Below are 17279 nucleotides of genomic sequence, written 5' to 3' on the forward strand. Positions count from 1 at the left end.
GACTCGACGGTCTCATCCTCGACTAAAATATTTCTCTCGAGTGCGCTACAGCGAGGTTATCGAGATGCTGTCTCGAGATCGGATCGAAGGTGCCGATCGACGGACGCTCGAACGCGATCGAGCACGACCGGATCGTCACTGGGCCGTCCGACGCTGACCGCGTCGGCGCCGTACTCGACGTACTCGCGGACCGTCTCGTCGTCGCGCACGCCGTTGTTGGCGATGACGAACAGGTCCGCCGTCGCGTCGCTGATTCCGTCGATCACCGACTCGGTGTCCATCGCGTCGACGTGGACGAACGACGCACCCGCCGTCTCGAGGGCTCGAGCGAGCGCGGGAAGGTCGACGCCGAGAACCTCCGCGCGAACCTTGACGCCGACGGTGGCGCCGGTCCCGGCGGCGCGCTCGACGTATTCGGCGAGTCGGTCGCCGTCCCGAAGCAGCGTCTCGCCGCAGCCGACCGCGCACAGTTCGTCCTGCCGGCAGTGGGCGTTGATCTCGAGGAGCGCGTCCCGGTCGCGGCAGACGCGAGCGGCGTCGACGACCGGCTCCGGGGTCGCACTCCGGACGTTGAACGCCGGCTGGATCGGCACGTCCTCGAGCGCGGCGAGCTGGCGGTCGACGAATCGGACGGGATCCTCGGGGAGGAACTCGTTGCGGTCGCGGTCGCCGACCATCTCGCGGGCCGCCGCTCTCGAGTCCTCGTCGAGCGCGATCCCGCCGAGGAAGGCGGCACCGGCGTATTCGGCGCCGGCACGCGCCCAGTTGGCGTCTGCCTCGCCGCTGAGACTCGCCAGCGCGAGCGGTGGCTCGAACACGTTAGCTCACGAGGCCGATCGCCTCTTCGACCGCGCCGATTACGCGTTCGGCGTCGGCCGAATCGTCGATTCTAATGTCGGTTCGGACCGTCGGTCGCTCGAAGGTCGTGTCGTCGCTCTCGTCGATCACGAACGCGTCTGCGAAGGGGTACGCCTCGGCCAGCCCCCCGGTGCTCGGCTCGTAGCCGACGGCGGCCATCAGCTCCGCGGCGGGTCCCGAGAACGCCTCGTTCCCGAGAAACGGCGAGACGGCGACGACCGTCGTCTCCGCGAGCGCGTCGGCGATCCCCGGCACTGAGAGCATCGGCCCGATGCTGGTGACGGGGTTCGACGGCCCGAGCACGACCGTCTCTGAAAGCGCCTCGAGCACGCCCAGCGCGGGGTCGGCCTCTTCGGCGCCGCGGAACTCGACGTCCTCGACGGTCGGCTCGCCTCGATTCGCGACCCAGTACTCCTGAAAGTGCATCGTTCCCCGGTCGGTGTGGACGACACTGGCCACCGGATCGTCGCTCATCGGGAGCAGATCGATCGTCAACCCGAACGCCTCGGCGAGTTTTCGAGTCGCCTCGCTCAGCGAGTGGCCCCGATCGAGGAGGCTCGTCCGGGTGATGTGGACGGCCCGGTCGCGGTCGCCGATCGTCATGAACTCCGCGACGCCCGAAAAACGGCGCCAGTCGGCGATCTCTCGGCCCGCGGTCTGTTTCGACTCCTCGAGGTACTGCGGCCCGTCGGGCAGACCCGCGGCGTCGGCGAGATCCATCAACTCCGCGTTCGTCCGGTGGGTGTCACCCTCGATCCCCCACCAGGTTTCGCGGTCGAGGACGTCGCCACCCTGGAAGAGCACGGTGTCGACGTCCGGCGACACGATGAGTCCCCCGAGCTCGATGTCGTCGCCGGTGTTGGCGACGACCGTCGTCTCCGCCGGCGAGAACGCGGCGTCGGCACCGTCCAACAGCTTCGGCGTCCCGGTGCCTCCGGAGAGGAACGTGACCATACGCGACACTCTCGATTGAGAGGCCTTAATGACTTGCAACCGGTGTCAGTCGGGACGACGGTCACCCGCGACGACCGTCGCCTCGAACGCCGACTACCGGTTCCAGGCCGCCTCGTCGGGATCGACCAGTCGTTCGCCGCGGTCGAGCGCGTCGATCCGCTCGCGTTCGTCCTCGCTCAGGTCGATCTCGAGGGCCGCGTAGTTCTCCCGAATGTGCTCGTCGCTCCCCTTCGGGATCGGGACGACGCCGTCGCGCCCGTAGTGCCAAGCCAGCGCGATCTGGACCGGCGTCGCGTCGTGGGCGTTCGCGATCTCCTGCAGTTCGTCGATCTCGTTCACCTCGGCCTTCGCGATCGGACAGTACGCGACCGTCTGAACGTCGTGGTCTCGCGAAAAGGAGACGAGGTCGTCCTGCTGGAGTCGGGGATGGAGTTCGACCTGGTTCGCGAGGATCGGCGACTCGAGGATCTCCGTCGCCTCCTCGAGCAACTCGGTCGTGAAGTTGCTGACGCCGACGTGGCGAGTCCAGCCCCGGTCGCGGACCTCGTCGAACGCCGGAAGCGTCTCCTCGGGGTCGTACGCACTGGTCGGCCAGTGGACGTACAGCAGGTCGACGGCGTCGACGCCGAGGCGTTCGAGGCTCTCCTCGGTCGTCTCGATCACGTCGTCGGCCGCGAGATTCGACGGTTCGACCTTCGTCGCGAGAAAGACGTCCTCGCGGTCGACGTCGGTCTCCTCGAGCGCGCGACCCACGGCCTCCTCGTTATCGTACATCTGGGCCGTGTCGACGTGTCGGTAGCCGGCCTCGAGCGCCGTTCGAACGGACTCGGTACAGGCGTCGTCCTCGTGGCCCGACGTTCCGAAACCCGGCTGCGGGATATCTATCGGTGGCACGGACGAGGCTACGCCCACCCGCCACTCGGCGGTGTGGAAACCGGCAAAACGGGTCCAGTTGAAGCCGCTCGGCGTCGACAGGTTTCCAGCGATCGTGTTCCGACAGGGAATACGCGTGAGAGGGCGTTCAAGTAGTATCGATACGGAAAATAGAGGGAAACGCCTCGAGGACGATTCAGTCTGAATGGGGAATGTCGTTCAATCGTTCGTGGATTCCTTAGCCACCTCTGCGATAGCGTCGATGTCGAGCCCGTGAATCGAAATATCCTGTCCGATTTTGTACTCCGATATTTTCCCGCATTCGTAGCATTCGAGCACGATGTCAGTCCTGTGTGCCATCCTGGAAATGTCATTTCGTTCATTGCATGCGGGACACCCCAGCCAATCCCTGAACCGGTTAACCATGCGAGTTGGTAACTTTCATCACCTATTTATAGATTGTGTGACTATCTGGGTGAAGAATGTGTCCGCGCAATATATGATCCGTGTTGAGTCTCCTAAATATCGTTCTCTCCAGAGAAGGGTGCGATACGTTCGCACTCTTCACATAACAGCCGTTTCAGACGACACCTCGTCTGAAGAAAGAGCGCCACGAGAGGCGCGAGGCGGTAATCGACCGGGTCGCCGTCTGCCCGTTCGGAAACCCGCTACTGTTCGACGACCCAGTCAGCGAAACTCCCCTCGAGCAGCGTCTCGGACTGGTTCTCGACGTAGCTCTGTTGCATCGACTCGATCGCGTCGGCGAGGACAGCACCGTCCTCAACCGCGGCGCGAACTCGGTCGTGCTTCCAGCGAGCGGGCGTCATCTTCTGGCGGACGCGCCGACGAAGCGGGTAGAGGTACTTCGCGGCCTCCTCCTCGGTCAGCCCGCGGTTCGTCAGACCGTCCTCGGCGTGGGCGAGCAGGTCCTCGTAGAGTTCGAGGCGGTCGGTGGTCTCCTTGCCGTCGTTGGTGATCCAGGTCAGTTCGGCGTCGAACCCCTCGCGCATCGCGGCGTAGAAGTTCTCGTGGGCGACCTCCCAGTCGAGTTCGACGACCGGGTGCTCGAGCCGGGTCAGGCTCTCGAGGAGGCCGGCGAACGCGGCGAGAAACGCGATCGAGTCCCGGACGGTCGGCTGGGCGGCGATCGGGCGCAACTCGATGCGTGCGTTGGCTGCCGAGCGCGTCGGGCCGCCGAATACCGGCCGAACCCACCGCCAGTAGGTGCCGTGTTTGCGCCGGAAGTGCGAGAAGCCGTCGTCGAACCGCTCTCCGGGTTTGATGTGCATCGGGACGATGGTGTCATCCGACGCGATCCGGTCGATCGCCTCCTCGACGGACGACAGGTCGCGCGGGAATCGGACCTTCCCCTCGCCGGTGGCAGGATCGTTGAGCGCCGTCTCGAAGACGCTGATCCGGTGTTCCATCCAGGCGTCCTCGAGGATCTCCTCGGCCGCGGCGTCCTCGTCGTAGAGGTCCGGCGGGAAGAACGGAGAGTTGACGCCGAGTGCGAGCAGCGGTCCGGCGATGCGCAGCGCGTAGTTGAAGTAGATCGGGAGGTCGGGTGCGTGGGCCACCTGGTAGTGAGGCTGGATCGAGGTGATCAGGCTCTCGGGCATGACGGTGTCGGCCTGGAGGGAGACGTTGGGCGCGTCGACGCGCATCCCCGCGGTGTCCGCCCCGCTCGTGTTCGCCATCGCGTGATAGCGCGCCGAGTCGCTCATGTTCGTCGCGACGCGAATCGTTCGCTCGGTCCCGTCAGCGGCCGTCACCGTCTGCTCGATGCTGTCGGTGAGGTAGGTGGCCGCGTCCTCTCCCTCCGGCGGGATCGTCCAGAGGCCGTCGCTGACCAGGCGCATGTGCTCGGACCGGGTGACCCGCAGCGCGGTCTGCAGACGCGCCTTGATCTCGGCCTCCTGGGCGACCAGCCCGTACGTGCTCAGCGGTTGCGGGCTGGTCGTCATCTCGGCGTTGTGAAGCCCGAGCTCCTTCTCGAAACCGATGAGTTCGAGCAGCCGTCGCGGGACGCGCCGGAGCGCGCAGTCGTCGGACTTGACGGCGTAGAACTCGTACTCGAAGCCGACGATCGCCTGCGGATTGTCGAAGACGCCGTCCTCGACGGCCTCTTTGATCACCTCGGCGTCAGCCTCGGCCCGCCCGCGGAATTCCTCGGCGTCGACCGACAGCACGTCCGCGACTCGTGCTGCGAGTTCCGCCTCTTCTGGTGGCATACTCCCGAGTGCGCGCTCGACTGTCTTGAAAGCACGTCCCTCTATTGCCGGGGCGACGGTTCCCTCTCTCCGAACGGTTTTACCCGTCCCGGCGGATACACACTGCCGATGGAGTTCGCCACGTTCGCCGACCGTGCCGCCGCGATCGAAGCCGAACCCGCCGACCTCGAGATCGTCGCCCACGTCACGGCGCTGCTCGAGGCGGCGGAACCGCAGACCCTCGAGATCGTCGCCCGGTTCGTTCAGGGACGGGTCTTTCCGGCGTGGGAGTCGACGACGCTGGACATCGGACCGAACACCTGCTACGAGGCGATCGCCCGTGCGGCGGGGACCAACGTCTCCCCGGACGACGTCGAGGAGCGACTCGCCGAGGTCGGCGAGATCGGCGACGTGGCGGCGAGCTACGAGTTCGGCGGCCAGCAGGGATTGGGTGCGTTCGCGGGCGGCGATTCGGGGTCCGGCGACGGCGGCGACCTCACCGTTCCCGAGGTCCACGAGACGCTGACCGACCTCGCGGCGGCCGAGGGCTCGGGGAGCCAGGACCGCAAGGAGGACCTCCTCTTCGGTCTCTTCAACCGGTGCTCGAGCGACGAGGCGCGCTACCTCGCCCGCCTCGTCCTCTCGGAGATGCGCATCGGCGTCGGCGAAGGAACGGTCAGAGACGCGATCAGCGAGGCGTTCGACGTCCCCGGGGACAGCGTCGAACGCGCGCTGCAGGTGTCGAACGACTACGGACAGGTAGCCCGGGTCGCTCGCGAGGAGGGTCAGGACGGACTCGACGCGATCGACCTCGAGATCGGTCGGCCCGTCCAGGCGATGCTCGCCCAGGCCGGAACGGTCACCGACGCGCTCGAGGAGTGGGAGGAGGCGGCGGTGGAGTGGAAGTACGACGGGGCTCGAATCCAGTTGCACTACGAGCCGGATGGTGCGGACGCCGACGGTGCGGACGACGCGGCGGGCGAGACCCGGATCTTCTCGAGAAACATGGAGGAGGTTACGGACGCCCTCCCCGAGGCCGTCGAGTTCGCCGCCGACCACCTCGAGGAGCCGACGATCCTCGACGGCGAGGTCGTCGCGATCGACGACGACGGCGCACCGCTGCCGTTCCAGGAGGTGCTCAAGCGATTCCGGCGCAAACACGACGTCGCGAAGGCCCGCGAGAAGGTCGCGGTTCGGCCGGTCTTCTTCGACTGCCTTCACGCCGACGGCGAGGACTTGCTCGAAGAGCCGCTGACGGCGCGTCACGACCGACTCGAGGCCGCGCTGACCGACGATCCGGATCAGGCACCCGAGGACGTCGACGGACTCTCCCTGCTCCGGCTCACGGACGACCCCGACGAGATCGAAGCTATCGACGCCGACGCGCTCGAGGCGGGCCACGAGGGGATCATGCTCAAGGATCCCGACTCGACGTACTCGCCCGGGCGCCGGGGGAAGAACTGGCGCAAGCGCAAACCGGACGTCGAGACGCTGGACTGCGTCGTGACGGGCGCCGAGTGGGGCGAGGGTCGCCGGGCGACGTTTCTGGGGACGTTCGAGCTCTCGGTGCGCGACGGGGACGACCTCGAGACGGTCGGCAAGGTCGCGACCGGGATCACCGACGAGAAACTGGCCGAGTTGACGGAGCTACTCGAACCACACATCGCCGCCGAGCAGGGCCAGGTGGTCGAACTCGAGCCAGAAGTCGTCTTCGAGGTCGGCTACGAGGAGATCCAGAGCTCGCCCACGTACTCGTCGGGCTACGCGCTTCGGTTCCCGCGGTTCGTGGGGGTTCGTTCGGATAAACGGCCGGGGGATGCGGACACGCTCGAGCGACTCGAGCGGCTTCGAAAGTAAGGGTCGTTGTTAACTGTCGTTTCGGGCAGCACTGAGATCCGATCCGTTGACCGCGATAGTTCTTGAAACGGTCGTTGCGTAGAGGTTGAGTAGGTAACTGAGCAGTAATCGATCTCACCGGTAGCTGTCGAGAACAGCGTGCTGAATAGAGAGCATGAGTACAGCATGACGACTTCGTTTGTTTCACGCCGAAACCAGTGAACCACCTGCTCACTACATGTGCATATTGACCGCCAACGATTCTGACAGCTTCGATAGATGTTCTTCGCGGCGTGCTGAATACAGGGCGCGTTTCGGTTACGACACTCACCCCAGGACGCTGACGAAGACACATCGTGCCCTCAGGGTGATATCGTCGCTACTGCACCGAGTAGCCGTTGATCAATCTGGCTTTTCACTGTCATCCATCAGGGAAGAAACGATGAGTCGTTTGGTCCCACGCCGAAGGAGACCACTGGCTGCAGGTTGAGAGATATCCAGATTAGCGGCGACTTCGCTGAGAGTTGCGTTCCGTGGGTCTTCGAAATACCCTGTGTCGAGTGCGACGAGGAGTGCCTCTCGTTGGCTATCGGTCAATCCCGCGTCCGTATTCCCTAAACTAGCGTATTCGTTCACGCGCAGTAACTCGATATCAATGTCGTTCTGTTCTGCATAGTCCCATAGAGGGGCCAGATTCGTCCGGTCGGGCATCCATACTGTTAGAATCCAACCGTTTCCGTCGTTCTTCATATCGAGTATGACACCGTTCGCGGTCGAAATAATCGGTGAGATGATCTTCGATTCGTCCGTATACTCGAAGCTATAGATCGCCTTCTCGTCTCTGGTTTCAATAACTCGTTCAAACTCGCCAATGGTGTGATCATTCCGCAATCCGTCTTCGAACTGGCGGAAATCAGATGACTGTATGCGATAGAAGAATTTCCCCGATGTAGGGTCAGTTCCTGCCTCTAACACCGATTTGACTGTCGAACTCTGGTCGTGAGTGACTGTCTTTGTGAGCACTATGTCAGGGTGCTCGATTCGGACAACTGCTTTAATATCGGTCACTGTTCTATAGGGTAGGTGTCTTTAATGTATGAATATGTATATCTGGTGAAGCCCTTAGCAACTATCAGAACCGGTTTGCTGCATACAGAGGATATAAAGCATTGACGGTGCGTTCCGAATCGGAGTCAGCGAAACGCTACATACAGAGTCTGCGTTCAGCAGCCGGGCGCTGTTCTATGGGTCAGTGAAACGGAGGCTGCTGGGGGACGATATAAGAGAGCGGTCCGGCGGAGTTGGTGGTACACTACTCAGAACGAGGATGAACGCGCATCGAAAATCTCTCGCGGAGTTCTCTGGGCGATAATCATCCTTTTTGCTTGCCCTCGTCGTCCTCACTGCATCCACCGAGCAACCTGCGAAAGCGGTCAGGAACGCATGAAATCTTCTAGACCCGATATAAATGGATTATTCGATTAAGAGAGAGACCAATGCGGGCACGGTCGGTATGCATTATGTATGGCGCAGAGATACCATGCCGATGACCGAGGCAGCGACACTGAACCAAAATTCTACCTCCCCGCCGGGGTCACCCCACCGTTCGATACCAGTCGCTTCGAGCGTCTCCGGGCGTCGCTATTCAACCATTACGTTGAATCACGATAATGGGTTTCCCTGAGATAGATTCGGCTGTGTTCTTTGGTTCGATTACAATGGTAACTTGGGGAATTTGGGTAGTCTTGGGCAACGCTGCGTCGGAGTCTATCGACCCGAGGACGGCCGCCGCGATCTCCTATCTTGTTGCGGGACCCCTTGCACTCGGATACATACTCGTTTCAGACGCATCGCTTGCCATTACTGCGAGAGGGGGACTGCTCGCTGGCGTGGCCGGATTGTTCACCGGAATAGGCCTGATTTCGATGTACATCGGCCTTTCCGGAGGGTCGACAACAGTCGTCTCTACTCTCGGTGCGATGTACTTCGTCGTCGCGGCCCTCATCGGTATGGTTATCCTCGGAGACGAAGTTACGATAACGAGATTTGCTGGGATAGCGTTCGCAATTATTGGGGTCATTTTGGTTTCCCAATAGATTACCCCTACGCAATCGTTGGGCACGGGATAGCACTCTCGAAAAAATGAGCCAAGGCGCGTCTTCCACTTTCTTAGTAGGTATTAGAGGAAGCAGAATCCTTCTCGTTGCTGATCTACCAGTCCACGTTGTCTCCGTCTGTACTCGTCGCCGTGCTGGATTTCGCTCTGTCTCCAGCACGTCGTTCTTGATAGAGGTTGGATAGGTTTCAATCTGCAGCGTTCTATCGTTTGCCTGTACTGACCGACCACTTCCCTCGCAGATCAGCGCTCAGTCCATGCCACGTTCGCGCTATGTATTCAGCACGACTCTATCAAGATCTCTATTAGCTGATGGAAATAATCACGGTAGGTTCGCACTTTGCACGTAATACGGCGACCGAAATCCGGCAAGAACGGCTCTATCCCGGCAACGGGGGATCGCCACGCCCTCCCCAACCGATTCGCTCGGTCACTCGGTTCCCTCGTTCATCCCTCGCACGGCTTCGAGTCGCGTCTCGCTGTCGCTCGCCGCGATTCAGCGTGCGCCACAGCAGGCCGGATGATCGAGGACGAGCGACTGACGCCATGTAAGCACTCTTAAGAGCCATCGGGAACAGGATTGGCGTATGCAACCGCGCGACCTGTCCGATCACGTCGCCTACGAGGCGGGTCGAGGCATCGAGGAGGTCGCCCGCGAACTCGGGCGCGATCCCTCGGAGTTCATCAAACTCGCCTCGAACGAGAACCCGCACGGGCCCTCGCCGGCGGCCACCGTGGCCATCCGCGAGGCGGCCTCGAGCGTGAGTTCCTACCCCAAGTCCGCCCACACCGACCTCACCGCTGCGATCGCGGACCGCTGGAACGTCGACGACGCCCAGGTCTGGCTCGCCAACGGCGGCGACGGGGCGATCGACTACCTCTCTCGGGCCACGCTCGAGCCCGACGACGACGTGCTCGTTCCCGCACCCGGATTCGCCTACTACGGGATGAGCGCTCGCTTCCACCACGGCGAGGTTCGCGAGTACACCCTCGAGCGGGACGAGGAGTTCGCACAGTCCCCAGGGAAGGTGCTCTCGGCGTACGACGACGACCGGATCGTCTACCTGACCAGTCCGCACAACCCGACGGGTTCGACCGTCGACCTCGCGGACGTCGAGCGGATCGCCGAGGAGACCGGCGACGACACGCTCGTGGTCGTCGACGAAGCGTACGGCGAGTTCGCCGACGTCGACAGCGCCGTCGCGCTGCTCGAGGGCCGCGACGGCTTCGAGGCTCGCGACGACGTCGCCGTTCTGCGCACGTTCTCGAAGGCCTACGGGCTCGCGGGACTGCGTCTCGGCTACGCGATCGTTCCGGACGAGTGGGCCGACGCCTACGCCCGCGTCAACACGCCGTTCGCCGCGAGCGAACTCGCCTGCCGGGCGGGTCTCGCCGCCATCGACGACGACGAGCACGTCGACCGGACCCTCGAGACGGCGCGCGAGTCTCGCGAGTACATGCGCGAACGGATCGACGCGCACGTCTGGCCGAGCGAGGGCAACTTCGTGCTCGTCGCCGTCGGCGACGCGACGGCCGTCGCCGAGGAGACCCGGGAGCGCGGCGTCATCGTCCGGGATTGCTCGAGTTTCGGGCTTCCGGGCTGTATCCGCGTCACCTGCGGCACCGAGGCGGAGACCGACCGCGCCGTCGAGACGATCAACGCCGTCCTCGAGGACGTCGCTCCCGAGAGCAGGGAGGTGTCCGAGGCGTGAGGGTCGCCGTCACCGGGACCCCGGGGACGGGAAAGACCACCGCGACGAAACTACTCGAGTCCCGGCTCGAGGACCGCGATGACGCGCTCGAGGTGATCCACCTCAACGAGGTTCTCGAGGCGGAGGGGCTCTACACCGAGGTCGACCCCGACCGCGAGAGTAAGATCGCGGATCTCGACGGGCTGGCGGCCTGGCTCGACGGCTCCGGAGAGGCGGTGATCGAATCTCACCTCGCCCACCACTTCGCGGTCGACCGCGTCGCCGTCCTGCGCTGTCACCCCGAAACGCTCGAGGAGCGCTTGCTCGAGCGCGGCGAGACGGACGCCAAGGCGAGCGAGAACGCGGAGAGCGAGGCGCTCGACGTCATTCTCGCCGAGGCGGTCGAGGAACACGGACTCGAGTCGGTGTACGAGATCGATACGACCGAGCTGGCCCCCGAGGAAGTCGCGACCGAACTCGACGCGGTCGTCGCGGACGAGCGAGAACCGACCGCCGGCGAGGTCGACTTCGTGGGGTATCTCGGATGACGCTCGACAAGCTTCGTCCGTACGTCTCGCGCTTTCTGGATCCGTTCGTCAGGGGGTTCGACCGCGTCGGAATGACCCCCGACGGCGTCAGCCTGCTGGCGTTCGGGACGGCGGTGCTGGCCGCACTCGCGTTCCTGCTCGGCGGCCGGGCGGATCCGATCTGGTTCGTCGCCGCCGCGACGCTGGTCTTTCTGAACGGCTGGCTGGACATCATCGACGGCGCGCTCGCACGCGAGCAACAGACCGCCTCAGCGGGCGGGGACCTCCTCGACCACGTCATCGACCGCTACGCCGACATCGTCATCATCGGCGGGCTTGCCGCCGGCGTCGGGGACTACTTCCTCGGCTTCCTCGCGGTGACGGGCGTCGTGATGACCTCCTATCTGGGAACGCAGGCCCAGGCCGTCGGTCTCGACCGGGTCTACGGCGGACTCGTCGGCCGCGCCGACCGGCTGGCGATCATCGGCCTCGTCGGCTTCCTCGCCTATCCGCTCTCGGGCGAGTACGGCGGGCTCACGCTGATCGGCTGGCTGCTGGTCTTTCTTGCAGTCGTCGGCCACCTGACCGCACTCCAGCGGTTCTACTACGCCTGGGTGGCACTCGACTGATCGCGGTCCGCGCTCTGGGACTGCGCCGCATGGTTTATCACTCGCCGCGATATAGATTCCTCCATGGTTCAATGCGAGATGTGTGGCACCGAGACGTCGTCTCCGAAGACGATCAAGGTCGAGGGTGCGAAGCTGGACGTGTGTTCGAACTGTACCGATTTCGGTACCGAAGTCAAGCAGTCCTCCTCGAGTTCGAGCACGTCGACGAAGTACTCGACCGGCTCGAGTTCGTCCTCGAGTTCGAGCTCCGGCGGAACGTCGACGAGCGGTGGTTCGAGCTCCTCGAGTTCCGGTGGCTCGCGCCGACAGGACATGTTCGACGACATGGACGAACTCGCGACCGATTACGACGAGCGCGTCCGGAACGCTCGCGAGCAGAAGGGGCTCAGCCAGTCCGATCTCGCGAACGAACTCAACGAGAAGGCGAGCCTCATCCGAAAGATCGAACGTAGCGATACGCTTCCGAGCGACCAGGTGCAGTCGAAACTCGAGAGCTTCCTCGAGATCGACCTGAGCGCCGAGGGCGCCTCCGCCGACGACTCGGAGTGGTCCGGCGGCTCCTCGTCGGGGAGTTACACGCTCGGCGACGTCGTCAAGCGAAAGGACTGAGGCGGACTCGGCGTCGGTGCGGCCAACTGACGTGACTCGCAAGCTATTTCTTTCCTGCGGCGGGCGTCTCTCCTATGTTCGTTCTCGTCAACCTGAAGACGTACCCGTGTGATCCGATCGACGTCGCGGAAGCCGTCCGTGACGTCGACGAACGCACAGACGCGCGTCTGGCCGTCGCGCCGCAGGCCGCTCACCTCGAGCGCGTCGCCGAGACGGGCGTCGAGACGTGGGCCCAGCACGTCGATCCGATCGAGCACGGCAGTAACACCGGCCACACGCTCGCCGAGTCGGTCGCTGACGCGGGTGCGGTCGGAACGCTGATCAACCACTCCGAACGGCGGCTGAAGTTGGCCGACGTCGACGGCTCGGTTCGTGCGGCCGACCGTGCGGGCCTCGAGACGGTTGTCTGTGCCAACAATCCGGCCCAGATCGGCGCCGCGGCGGCGCTCGGCTCCGACGCCGTCGCCGTCGAACCGCCGGAACTCATCGGAACCGGGACGCCGGTCAGCCAGGCCGACCCCGACGTCGTCGAGGACGCCGTCGACGCCGCCGCGAGCGTCGATTCCGACGTCTCGGTGCTGTGCGGTGCCGGAATCAGTACCGGCGACGACGTCGTCGCCGCGGCCGACCTCGGCGCGGAGGGCGTGTTGCTCGCGAGCGGCGTCGCGAAGGCCGACGATCCGACGGCCGCCCTCGAGGACCTCGTGGAACCGCTCTGAGCCGGCGCGACCGATCACTTTTTTCGACGCCGAACCAATGCGGCGGTATGACATCGGAGCCACCGGTCGGCGTCGCACTCGAGAACCGCCTCATGAGCAACGGAATCTACGTGACGGACGTCGCGTGGCTCGACGACGATTCGGACGCTGACGATCTGCCTCGAGACGGCACGGGGCTGACTCTCACGTACGAAACCGTCTCCGAGTCGTCGGCCGTGACGAGCGACGAGGTGAGCGCCGTCGTTCGGACGCTCCTGTCGATCGCCGAGGAGCGAGAGTGGACACCCGGTCGCCTCGAGGTGACCTCGCGGACGACCGACGGCGCACTGCGCGGTCGCTGGCACGTCGAGGCGGAGTGGTTCGCGGGGCTCGGAACGGAACTCTCGGAGATCGAGTTCTCCCAGCGGGTTCTCGAGACGATCGGCGACGTGTCGGACGACGCGTAGATTCCGACCGAAATAAACACGAACGTTGATACGTATCTGGGGTCATACTTTTCGTAGATTCCGCTATGACCGGAGAACAGCTCTACGTCTCGCACGCATCCGCCGATCTCGACCTGGTCCAGAACCTGTTCTCGACGGTCAGGAACTTCCCCGTCGGCGTCCACGTCGCGCTCGAAGAGGTCGAATCCGGACGCTCGCGCAAGCGACTCGAGGGGCGGATCGCGAACAGCAACGTCGTCGTCGCGGTGTTGACGGAGCGGTCGGCCGACAGCCGGTGGGTCAACCAGGAGATCGGGTACGCGCTGGCGAAGGGAATCCCCGTCCTACCGCTGTACGCCGACGCCGATCTCCGGGGCGGATTTCTCACCGATATCGAGGGCGTGGCGATCGATCGAGACGATCTCTCGCGGACGATCTTCGAACTCCTCTGTCGGCTCCGGCGGGAACTCGCGCCGCTGGGCGCGCTCTCGGTTCCGAACTGGTACGTCCAGTTTACGTGCACGAGCGTCCGGTGTACGCACCCCGTCGTCCTCGAACTCGAGGCGGACCAGTCGAAGCTCTGGAAGCTTCACGAGCACGGCAAACTGCTCTCCACCTCGTGTGCGGACTGCGGGGCGACGTACGCCTTCGATCCGGCGACGATCGGGTACGTCCGCCGCGAAAACGCCGTTCAGTGATCGCTCTCCCGAAGCCTGTCGTAGGCGTCCGTGACCAGCTTGAACGCGGATTTGCTCCCGCTCTCCCGGTCGGGATGGGCGCGCTTGACCTGCTCGTGGAACGCCGTACGAAGCCGATCGGCGTCGGCTCCCGATTCGACGCTGAGGATCTCTCGGGCTCGTTCGCGCCGCATCGCGACGCGTTTGAGCACGCCGCGGTCCTCGGCCTCTACCTTGCACGACGAGCAGAGTCGCTCGGTCCGGTCGTCGATCGTCGTGGCGAGAAACAGTTCCTCGGCGACCCACTCGGCACACTGGCTACACCGGTTCAGGGCCCTGTCGGGTTCGTCCGCCGATTCCGTCTCGTCCCCGTCCGCTTCGCCGGGAACCTCGTCCGTACACGACGGACAGCAGGTCACGACGGTGCCGTCGTCCAGGACGAGTTCCTCGAGGTCCCGGCGTCGGAACGTTCCCGCACAGCCGTCGCACGTCCCGCGTCGGCTGTCCGGCGTGTCGGGCGTTCTGGCAGCGTTACGAGCGTGGGGTTCACACGACGGACAGCAGGCGACTCGATCCCCGTTCGGCATCGTCACCGCCGTCAATCGTTCCAGCGCGACCTGGCGGCCGCAGCCGTCACAGCACGCTCGACGTTCGCCGGCCACACTCATCACGCGAGTGATTTATCTTCTTCCTACTTCAGTGCTGTCTCCGTTCGATCCGCCGCGGCGGGCAGCACCGACGTCCGCTAGGAAGCGCTTACGCGGCCACCGCTCGGGTTGCACGGAGCGAAAGGGACAGATTAACGAAGTTCGAAGTGGCCGTACGAACGCTCGTGCGAGGGAATCCTCGCACGGAGACGCGTCTGTCCGTCGGACGGTCCCCGGTGACTCCTCGGTGACTCCTCGGTGGCACCTCGCCGGCCCCTCCTCTGTCAGGTCTTCGGCGGTGGCCGGTCGAAACAGCCGCTTTCGATCGCTGACGGCGGTCGGACGCGCTGCAATGGGCGGACGACGTTCTCACCCCGGACAGCAAATCGTATAGTGTCGGAGGGCCGAGTTCGGCGTATGGACGCCGCAGTTCGCTCGAACAACCCAGGTGGTGCTCTCGACCGGGAGACGATCGCACTCGGCGGCGCGGACGTCGCGCTGCTAGCCGGGATACTTCTCGTCGGACAGCGGAGCCACGGCGTCAACCCGCTCGCGGAACCGCTCGTAGCGCTCGAAACGGTGATCCCGTTCGTCGCCGGCTGGCTGGTCATGGCGACGCTAGCGGGCGTCTACGCGTCCGGTGTTTCGTCGTCGGTGGCTCGAACGGCCCGCACCACGACGGTCGCTTGGATCGCGGGGGCGAACGTCGGACTGCTCCTTCGGGCGTCGCCGCTGTTCGACGGCGGCGCGGCCTGGCCGTTCCCGCTCGTGATCACCGGGTTCGGACTCCTCGCGCTCGTCGCCTGGCGAATCGGATACGCGGCGTACGCCGGTTCGCGCTCGTAGACGCGCTCACCGTTCTTCCGTTTTCGTCTTCGTATCGATGTGCTTTGGCCGTCTCGAGTGAAGGACCTATCACGATCCGTATACACTGTGTTCCGTGCCGAAATAAAAAGTGTATACGATTATTATGGTTCCTTCGAGGAATCTCTCCGGACGATCACTGACGAGGACGGCCCCGTCCGGCGGTTGATAATAGGAGAAGGTATATTATTATCAGATGACGTACCAAGATAGCTGGCGTATTAGGATAAATGTTCTTTCCAGGACCCCAGAATAATCTTCTCATAAGTTATAGCTAACCAGCACTGCAAATTCAAATTAGAAACGAATCCACCATGGGGGAATTATGGGGAACACTTATATGGATATTCCTCATACTATAGAGTACATTATGGCTGGATATTACGACATTGTTCTTGGGTTGATCCCGGTCGCACTGCTCGGAATCACCGCTGCACTGATGGTCGTGGGCCTTTCGCTAACCACAGCAGTCCCGATCGGTTCGGTCGTTTCGATGGCGATTATCGGCCACGCAATGTTCGTCAATACACCCGCTGACGTCGCCGACGAGCCGAAGTCGGCTCGGCCGCCGCTCAACGCGGACTGATTCAGTCTTTCATTCCCCTTCTTTTTCTCTCTCGCCGTCGTTTCGCTCGTTATGACCGAGACGCTGTTTCTCACCAGCGGAGACGTCGCTGACCTCGCATCGCCCGCAGAGTACGTCGCAGCCGTCCGAGAGGGGTATCGCCAGCGCGGCGAGGGCGCCTCCGCCCAGCCGCGGTCGAAGTTCCTCCGGGCCGACCCCGAGGGGATGTTCACCAGCTACGCCGCCATCCTGCCGGATACCGGCGCGATGGGCGGCTACATGTACAGCGCCGGATTCGGGGCCGGCGACGCCTGGTTCATGACGCCGCTGTTCGACGCCGACAGCGGCGAACCGCTCGCCCTGCTCGACGGGGCGAGCATGAATCCCTTCAAGACCGGCGCCGTCGGCGCCGTCGGCGTCGACGAACTCGCGCGCGAGGACGCGGAGACGCTCGCGGTCATCGGCAGCGGCGCACAGGCCCGTGGGCAACTCCGCGCGACGGCGACCGTCCGCGAGCTCACCGACGTCCGCGTCTACTCGCCGACGCCCGAACACTGCGAGGCGTTCGCCGCGGACTTCGACGCGGAACTCGAGGCCGACGTCCACCCCGTCTCCTCGAGCGCGGACGCGCTCGCCGGCGCGGACGTCGCGATCACGGCGACGAAGGCGAGCGACCCGGTGTTCGACGGCGACGACCTCGAGCCCGGAACGCACGTCACGGCGATGGGCCAGTACAGCAGGGACGAGCGCGAACTGGATACGACCACGATCGAGCGGGCGACGTACGTCCCCGACCTGCGGGAGCGGGCGACGTTCGACGCGGGATCGTTCCTCGCGGCACTCGAGGCGGGCGTCGTGAGCGAGGACGACATCCACGCGGAACTCGGCGAGGTCGTCGCCGGGAACGCACCCGGCCGCACGGACGACGAGGAGATCACCGTCTTCGATAGCGGCGGTACCGGGATCGAGACGGTTGCCGCGGCGTACATGCTCTACGAGAAAGCGCTCGAGGAAGGGGTCGGTACCGAGATCTCGTTTGCACCGGCGAGCGAGGCGCTGACGGGCGACTGAAGGCGGAG

19 protein-coding genes are annotated in these 17279 nt (G+C 64.2%); 12 read left to right on the plus strand and 7 right to left on the minus strand.

Annotated elements, in window-relative coordinates; genetic code table 11:
- Positions 1-56: 56 nt before the first annotated feature.
- From NED97_RS08245 to NED97_RS08265, 5 genes are all read right to left on the minus strand, one after another.
- Entirely contained in the window at positions 57-818 is a 762-nt protein-coding gene (locus NED97_RS08245; protein WP_252490224.1) for a tRNA-dihydrouridine synthase, read from the minus strand.
- Between the two features lies 1 nt (position 819).
- The gene (cofD, locus tag NED97_RS08250; protein ID WP_252490225.1) at positions 820-1812 is read right to left on the minus strand and encodes a 2-phospho-L-lactate transferase; all 993 of its coding nucleotides are present in this window, start codon (positions 1810-1812) and stop codon (positions 820-822) included.
- A gap of 93 nt (positions 1813-1905) precedes the next feature.
- On the minus strand, positions 1906-2706 hold the full coding sequence (locus NED97_RS08255; protein ID WP_252490226.1) for an aldo/keto reductase: 801 nt from the start codon (positions 2704-2706) through the stop codon (positions 1906-1908).
- Between the two features lie 198 nt (positions 2707-2904).
- Positions 2905-3111: a hypothetical protein gene (locus NED97_RS08260; RefSeq protein WP_252490227.1), complete on the minus strand. Its 207-nt coding sequence runs from the start codon at positions 3109-3111 to the stop codon at positions 2905-2907.
- A 242-nt stretch (positions 3112-3353) separates the two neighbouring features.
- Complete coding sequence (locus NED97_RS08265) at positions 3354-4916, minus strand: hypothetical protein (RefSeq protein ID WP_252490228.1); 1563 nt, start codon at positions 4914-4916, stop codon at positions 3354-3356.
- Between the two features lie 108 nt (positions 4917-5024).
- On the opposite strand from NED97_RS08265, the gene ligA reads away from it, so the two are divergent.
- On the plus strand, positions 5025-6752 hold the full coding sequence (gene ligA / locus NED97_RS08270; RefSeq protein ID WP_252490229.1) for an ATP-dependent DNA ligase LigA: 1728 nt from the start codon (positions 5025-5027) through the stop codon (positions 6750-6752).
- 381 nt (positions 6753-7133) lie between these two features.
- On the opposite strand, the gene NED97_RS08275 is transcribed toward ligA, so the two are convergent.
- On the minus strand, positions 7134-7799 hold the full coding sequence (locus tag NED97_RS08275) for a helix-turn-helix domain-containing protein (protein WP_252490230.1): 666 nt from the start codon (positions 7797-7799) through the stop codon (positions 7134-7136).
- Positions 7800-8401: 602 nt separating this feature from the next.
- On the opposite strand from NED97_RS08275, the gene NED97_RS08280 reads away from it, so the two are divergent.
- The 8 genes from NED97_RS08280 to NED97_RS08315 all read left to right on the plus strand — a co-directional run bounded on the left by NED97_RS08280 (position 8402) and on the right by NED97_RS08315 (position 14145).
- On the plus strand, positions 8402-8827 hold the full coding sequence (locus NED97_RS08280; RefSeq protein WP_252490231.1) for an EamA family transporter: 426 nt from the start codon (positions 8402-8404) through the stop codon (positions 8825-8827).
- Between the two features lie 607 nt (positions 8828-9434).
- Positions 9435-10559 carry a histidinol-phosphate transaminase gene (gene hisC / locus NED97_RS08285; RefSeq protein ID WP_252490232.1) on the plus strand — a complete coding sequence of 375 codons (1125 nt, stop codon included), beginning with the start codon at positions 9435-9437 and terminating at the stop codon, positions 10557-10559.
- Complete coding sequence (locus tag NED97_RS08290) at positions 10556-11086, plus strand: adenylate kinase family protein (RefSeq protein WP_252490233.1); 531 nt, start codon at positions 10556-10558, stop codon at positions 11084-11086. The genes hisC and NED97_RS08290 overlap by 4 nt, the downstream gene beginning before the upstream one ends.
- Entirely contained in the window at positions 11083-11694 is a 612-nt protein-coding gene (locus NED97_RS08295; protein ID WP_252490234.1) for a CDP-alcohol phosphatidyltransferase family protein, read from the plus strand. Before NED97_RS08290 ends, NED97_RS08295 begins: the two co-directional genes overlap by 4 nt.
- A 63-nt stretch (positions 11695-11757) precedes the next feature.
- Positions 11758-12303, plus strand: a complete 546-nt coding sequence (locus tag NED97_RS08300) for a multiprotein bridging factor aMBF1 (RefSeq protein ID WP_345781234.1) — start codon at positions 11758-11760, stop codon at positions 12301-12303.
- A 74-nt stretch (positions 12304-12377) separates the two neighbouring features.
- Positions 12378-13022 (plus strand): triose-phosphate isomerase, encoded by a 645-nt coding sequence (tpiA, locus tag NED97_RS08305; protein WP_252490235.1) that lies wholly within the window; start codon positions 12378-12380, stop codon positions 13020-13022.
- Positions 13023-13069: 47 nt separating this feature from the next.
- Positions 13070-13468 (plus strand): hypothetical protein, encoded by a 399-nt coding sequence (locus tag NED97_RS08310; protein ID WP_252490236.1) that lies wholly within the window; start codon positions 13070-13072, stop codon positions 13466-13468.
- 65 nt (positions 13469-13533) lie between these two features.
- Positions 13534-14145, plus strand: a complete 612-nt coding sequence (locus NED97_RS08315; RefSeq protein WP_252490237.1) for a toll/interleukin-1 receptor domain-containing protein — start codon at positions 13534-13536, stop codon at positions 14143-14145.
- On the opposite strand, the gene NED97_RS08320 is transcribed toward NED97_RS08315, so the two are convergent.
- On the minus strand, positions 14139-14792 hold the full coding sequence (locus tag NED97_RS08320) for a J domain-containing protein (protein ID WP_252490238.1): 654 nt from the start codon (positions 14790-14792) through the stop codon (positions 14139-14141). The genes NED97_RS08315 and NED97_RS08320 overlap by 7 nt on opposite strands.
- A 396-nt stretch (positions 14793-15188) precedes the next feature.
- Here NED97_RS08320 and NED97_RS08325 point away from each other — a divergent pair, with 396 nt between their 5' ends.
- The 3 genes from NED97_RS08325 to NED97_RS08335 all read left to right on the plus strand — a co-directional run bounded on the left by NED97_RS08325 (position 15189) and on the right by NED97_RS08335 (position 17271).
- Complete coding sequence (locus NED97_RS08325) at positions 15189-15617, plus strand: DUF3054 domain-containing protein (RefSeq protein ID WP_252490239.1); 429 nt, start codon at positions 15189-15191, stop codon at positions 15615-15617.
- A gap of 388 nt (positions 15618-16005) precedes the next feature.
- Positions 16006-16221, plus strand: coding sequence for a hypothetical protein (locus NED97_RS08330; protein WP_252490240.1), 216 nt, complete (start codon positions 16006-16008; stop codon positions 16219-16221).
- A gap of 51 nt (positions 16222-16272) precedes the next feature.
- Positions 16273-17271: an ornithine cyclodeaminase family protein gene (locus NED97_RS08335; RefSeq protein ID WP_252490241.1), complete on the plus strand. Its 999-nt coding sequence runs from the start codon at positions 16273-16275 to the stop codon at positions 17269-17271.
- Positions 17272-17279 lie beyond the last annotated feature (8 nt).

The organism is Natronococcus sp. CG52, assembly GCF_023913515.1.
In the GTDB taxonomy this organism is placed as follows: Archaea; Halobacteriota; Halobacteria; order Halobacteriales; family Natrialbaceae; genus Natronococcus; species Natronococcus zhouii.

Excerpts from the sequence above, each read along its gene's own strand:
- cofD (WP_252490225.1), bottom strand. The coding sequence starts at position 1,812 with ATGGTCACGTTCCTCTCCGGAGGCACCGGGACGCCGAAGCTGTTGGAC.
- NED97_RS08260 (WP_252490227.1), bottom strand. The coding sequence starts at position 3,111 with ATGGTTAACCGGTTCAGGGATTGGCTGGGGTGTCCCGCATGCAATGAA.
- NED97_RS08265 (WP_252490228.1), bottom strand. The coding sequence starts at position 4,916 with ATGCCACCAGAAGAGGCGGAACTCGCAGCACGAGTCGCGGACGTGCTG.
- ligA (WP_252490229.1), top strand. The coding sequence starts at position 5,025 with ATGGAGTTCGCCACGTTCGCCGACCGTGCCGCCGCGATCGAAGCCGAA.
- NED97_RS08280 (WP_252490231.1), top strand. The coding sequence starts at position 8,402 with ATGGGTTTCCCTGAGATAGATTCGGCTGTGTTCTTTGGTTCGATTACA.
- hisC (WP_252490232.1), top strand. The coding sequence starts at position 9,435 with ATGCAACCGCGCGACCTGTCCGATCACGTCGCCTACGAGGCGGGTCGA.
- NED97_RS08295 (WP_252490234.1), top strand. The coding sequence starts at position 11,083 with ATGACGCTCGACAAGCTTCGTCCGTACGTCTCGCGCTTTCTGGATCCG.
- NED97_RS08300 (WP_345781234.1), top strand. The coding sequence starts at position 11,758 with ATGGTTCAATGCGAGATGTGTGGCACCGAGACGTCGTCTCCGAAGACG.
- tpiA (WP_252490235.1), top strand. The coding sequence starts at position 12,378 with ATGTTCGTTCTCGTCAACCTGAAGACGTACCCGTGTGATCCGATCGAC.
- NED97_RS08310 (WP_252490236.1), top strand. The coding sequence starts at position 13,070 with ATGACATCGGAGCCACCGGTCGGCGTCGCACTCGAGAACCGCCTCATG.
- NED97_RS08315 (WP_252490237.1), top strand. The coding sequence starts at position 13,534 with ATGACCGGAGAACAGCTCTACGTCTCGCACGCATCCGCCGATCTCGAC.
- NED97_RS08320 (WP_252490238.1), bottom strand. The coding sequence starts at position 14,792 with ATGAGTGTGGCCGGCGAACGTCGAGCGTGCTGTGACGGCTGCGGCCGC.
- NED97_RS08325 (WP_252490239.1), top strand. The coding sequence starts at position 15,189 with ATGGACGCCGCAGTTCGCTCGAACAACCCAGGTGGTGCTCTCGACCGG.
- NED97_RS08330 (WP_252490240.1), top strand. The coding sequence starts at position 16,006 with ATGGCTGGATATTACGACATTGTTCTTGGGTTGATCCCGGTCGCACTG.
- NED97_RS08335 (WP_252490241.1), top strand. The coding sequence starts at position 16,273 with ATGACCGAGACGCTGTTTCTCACCAGCGGAGACGTCGCTGACCTCGCA.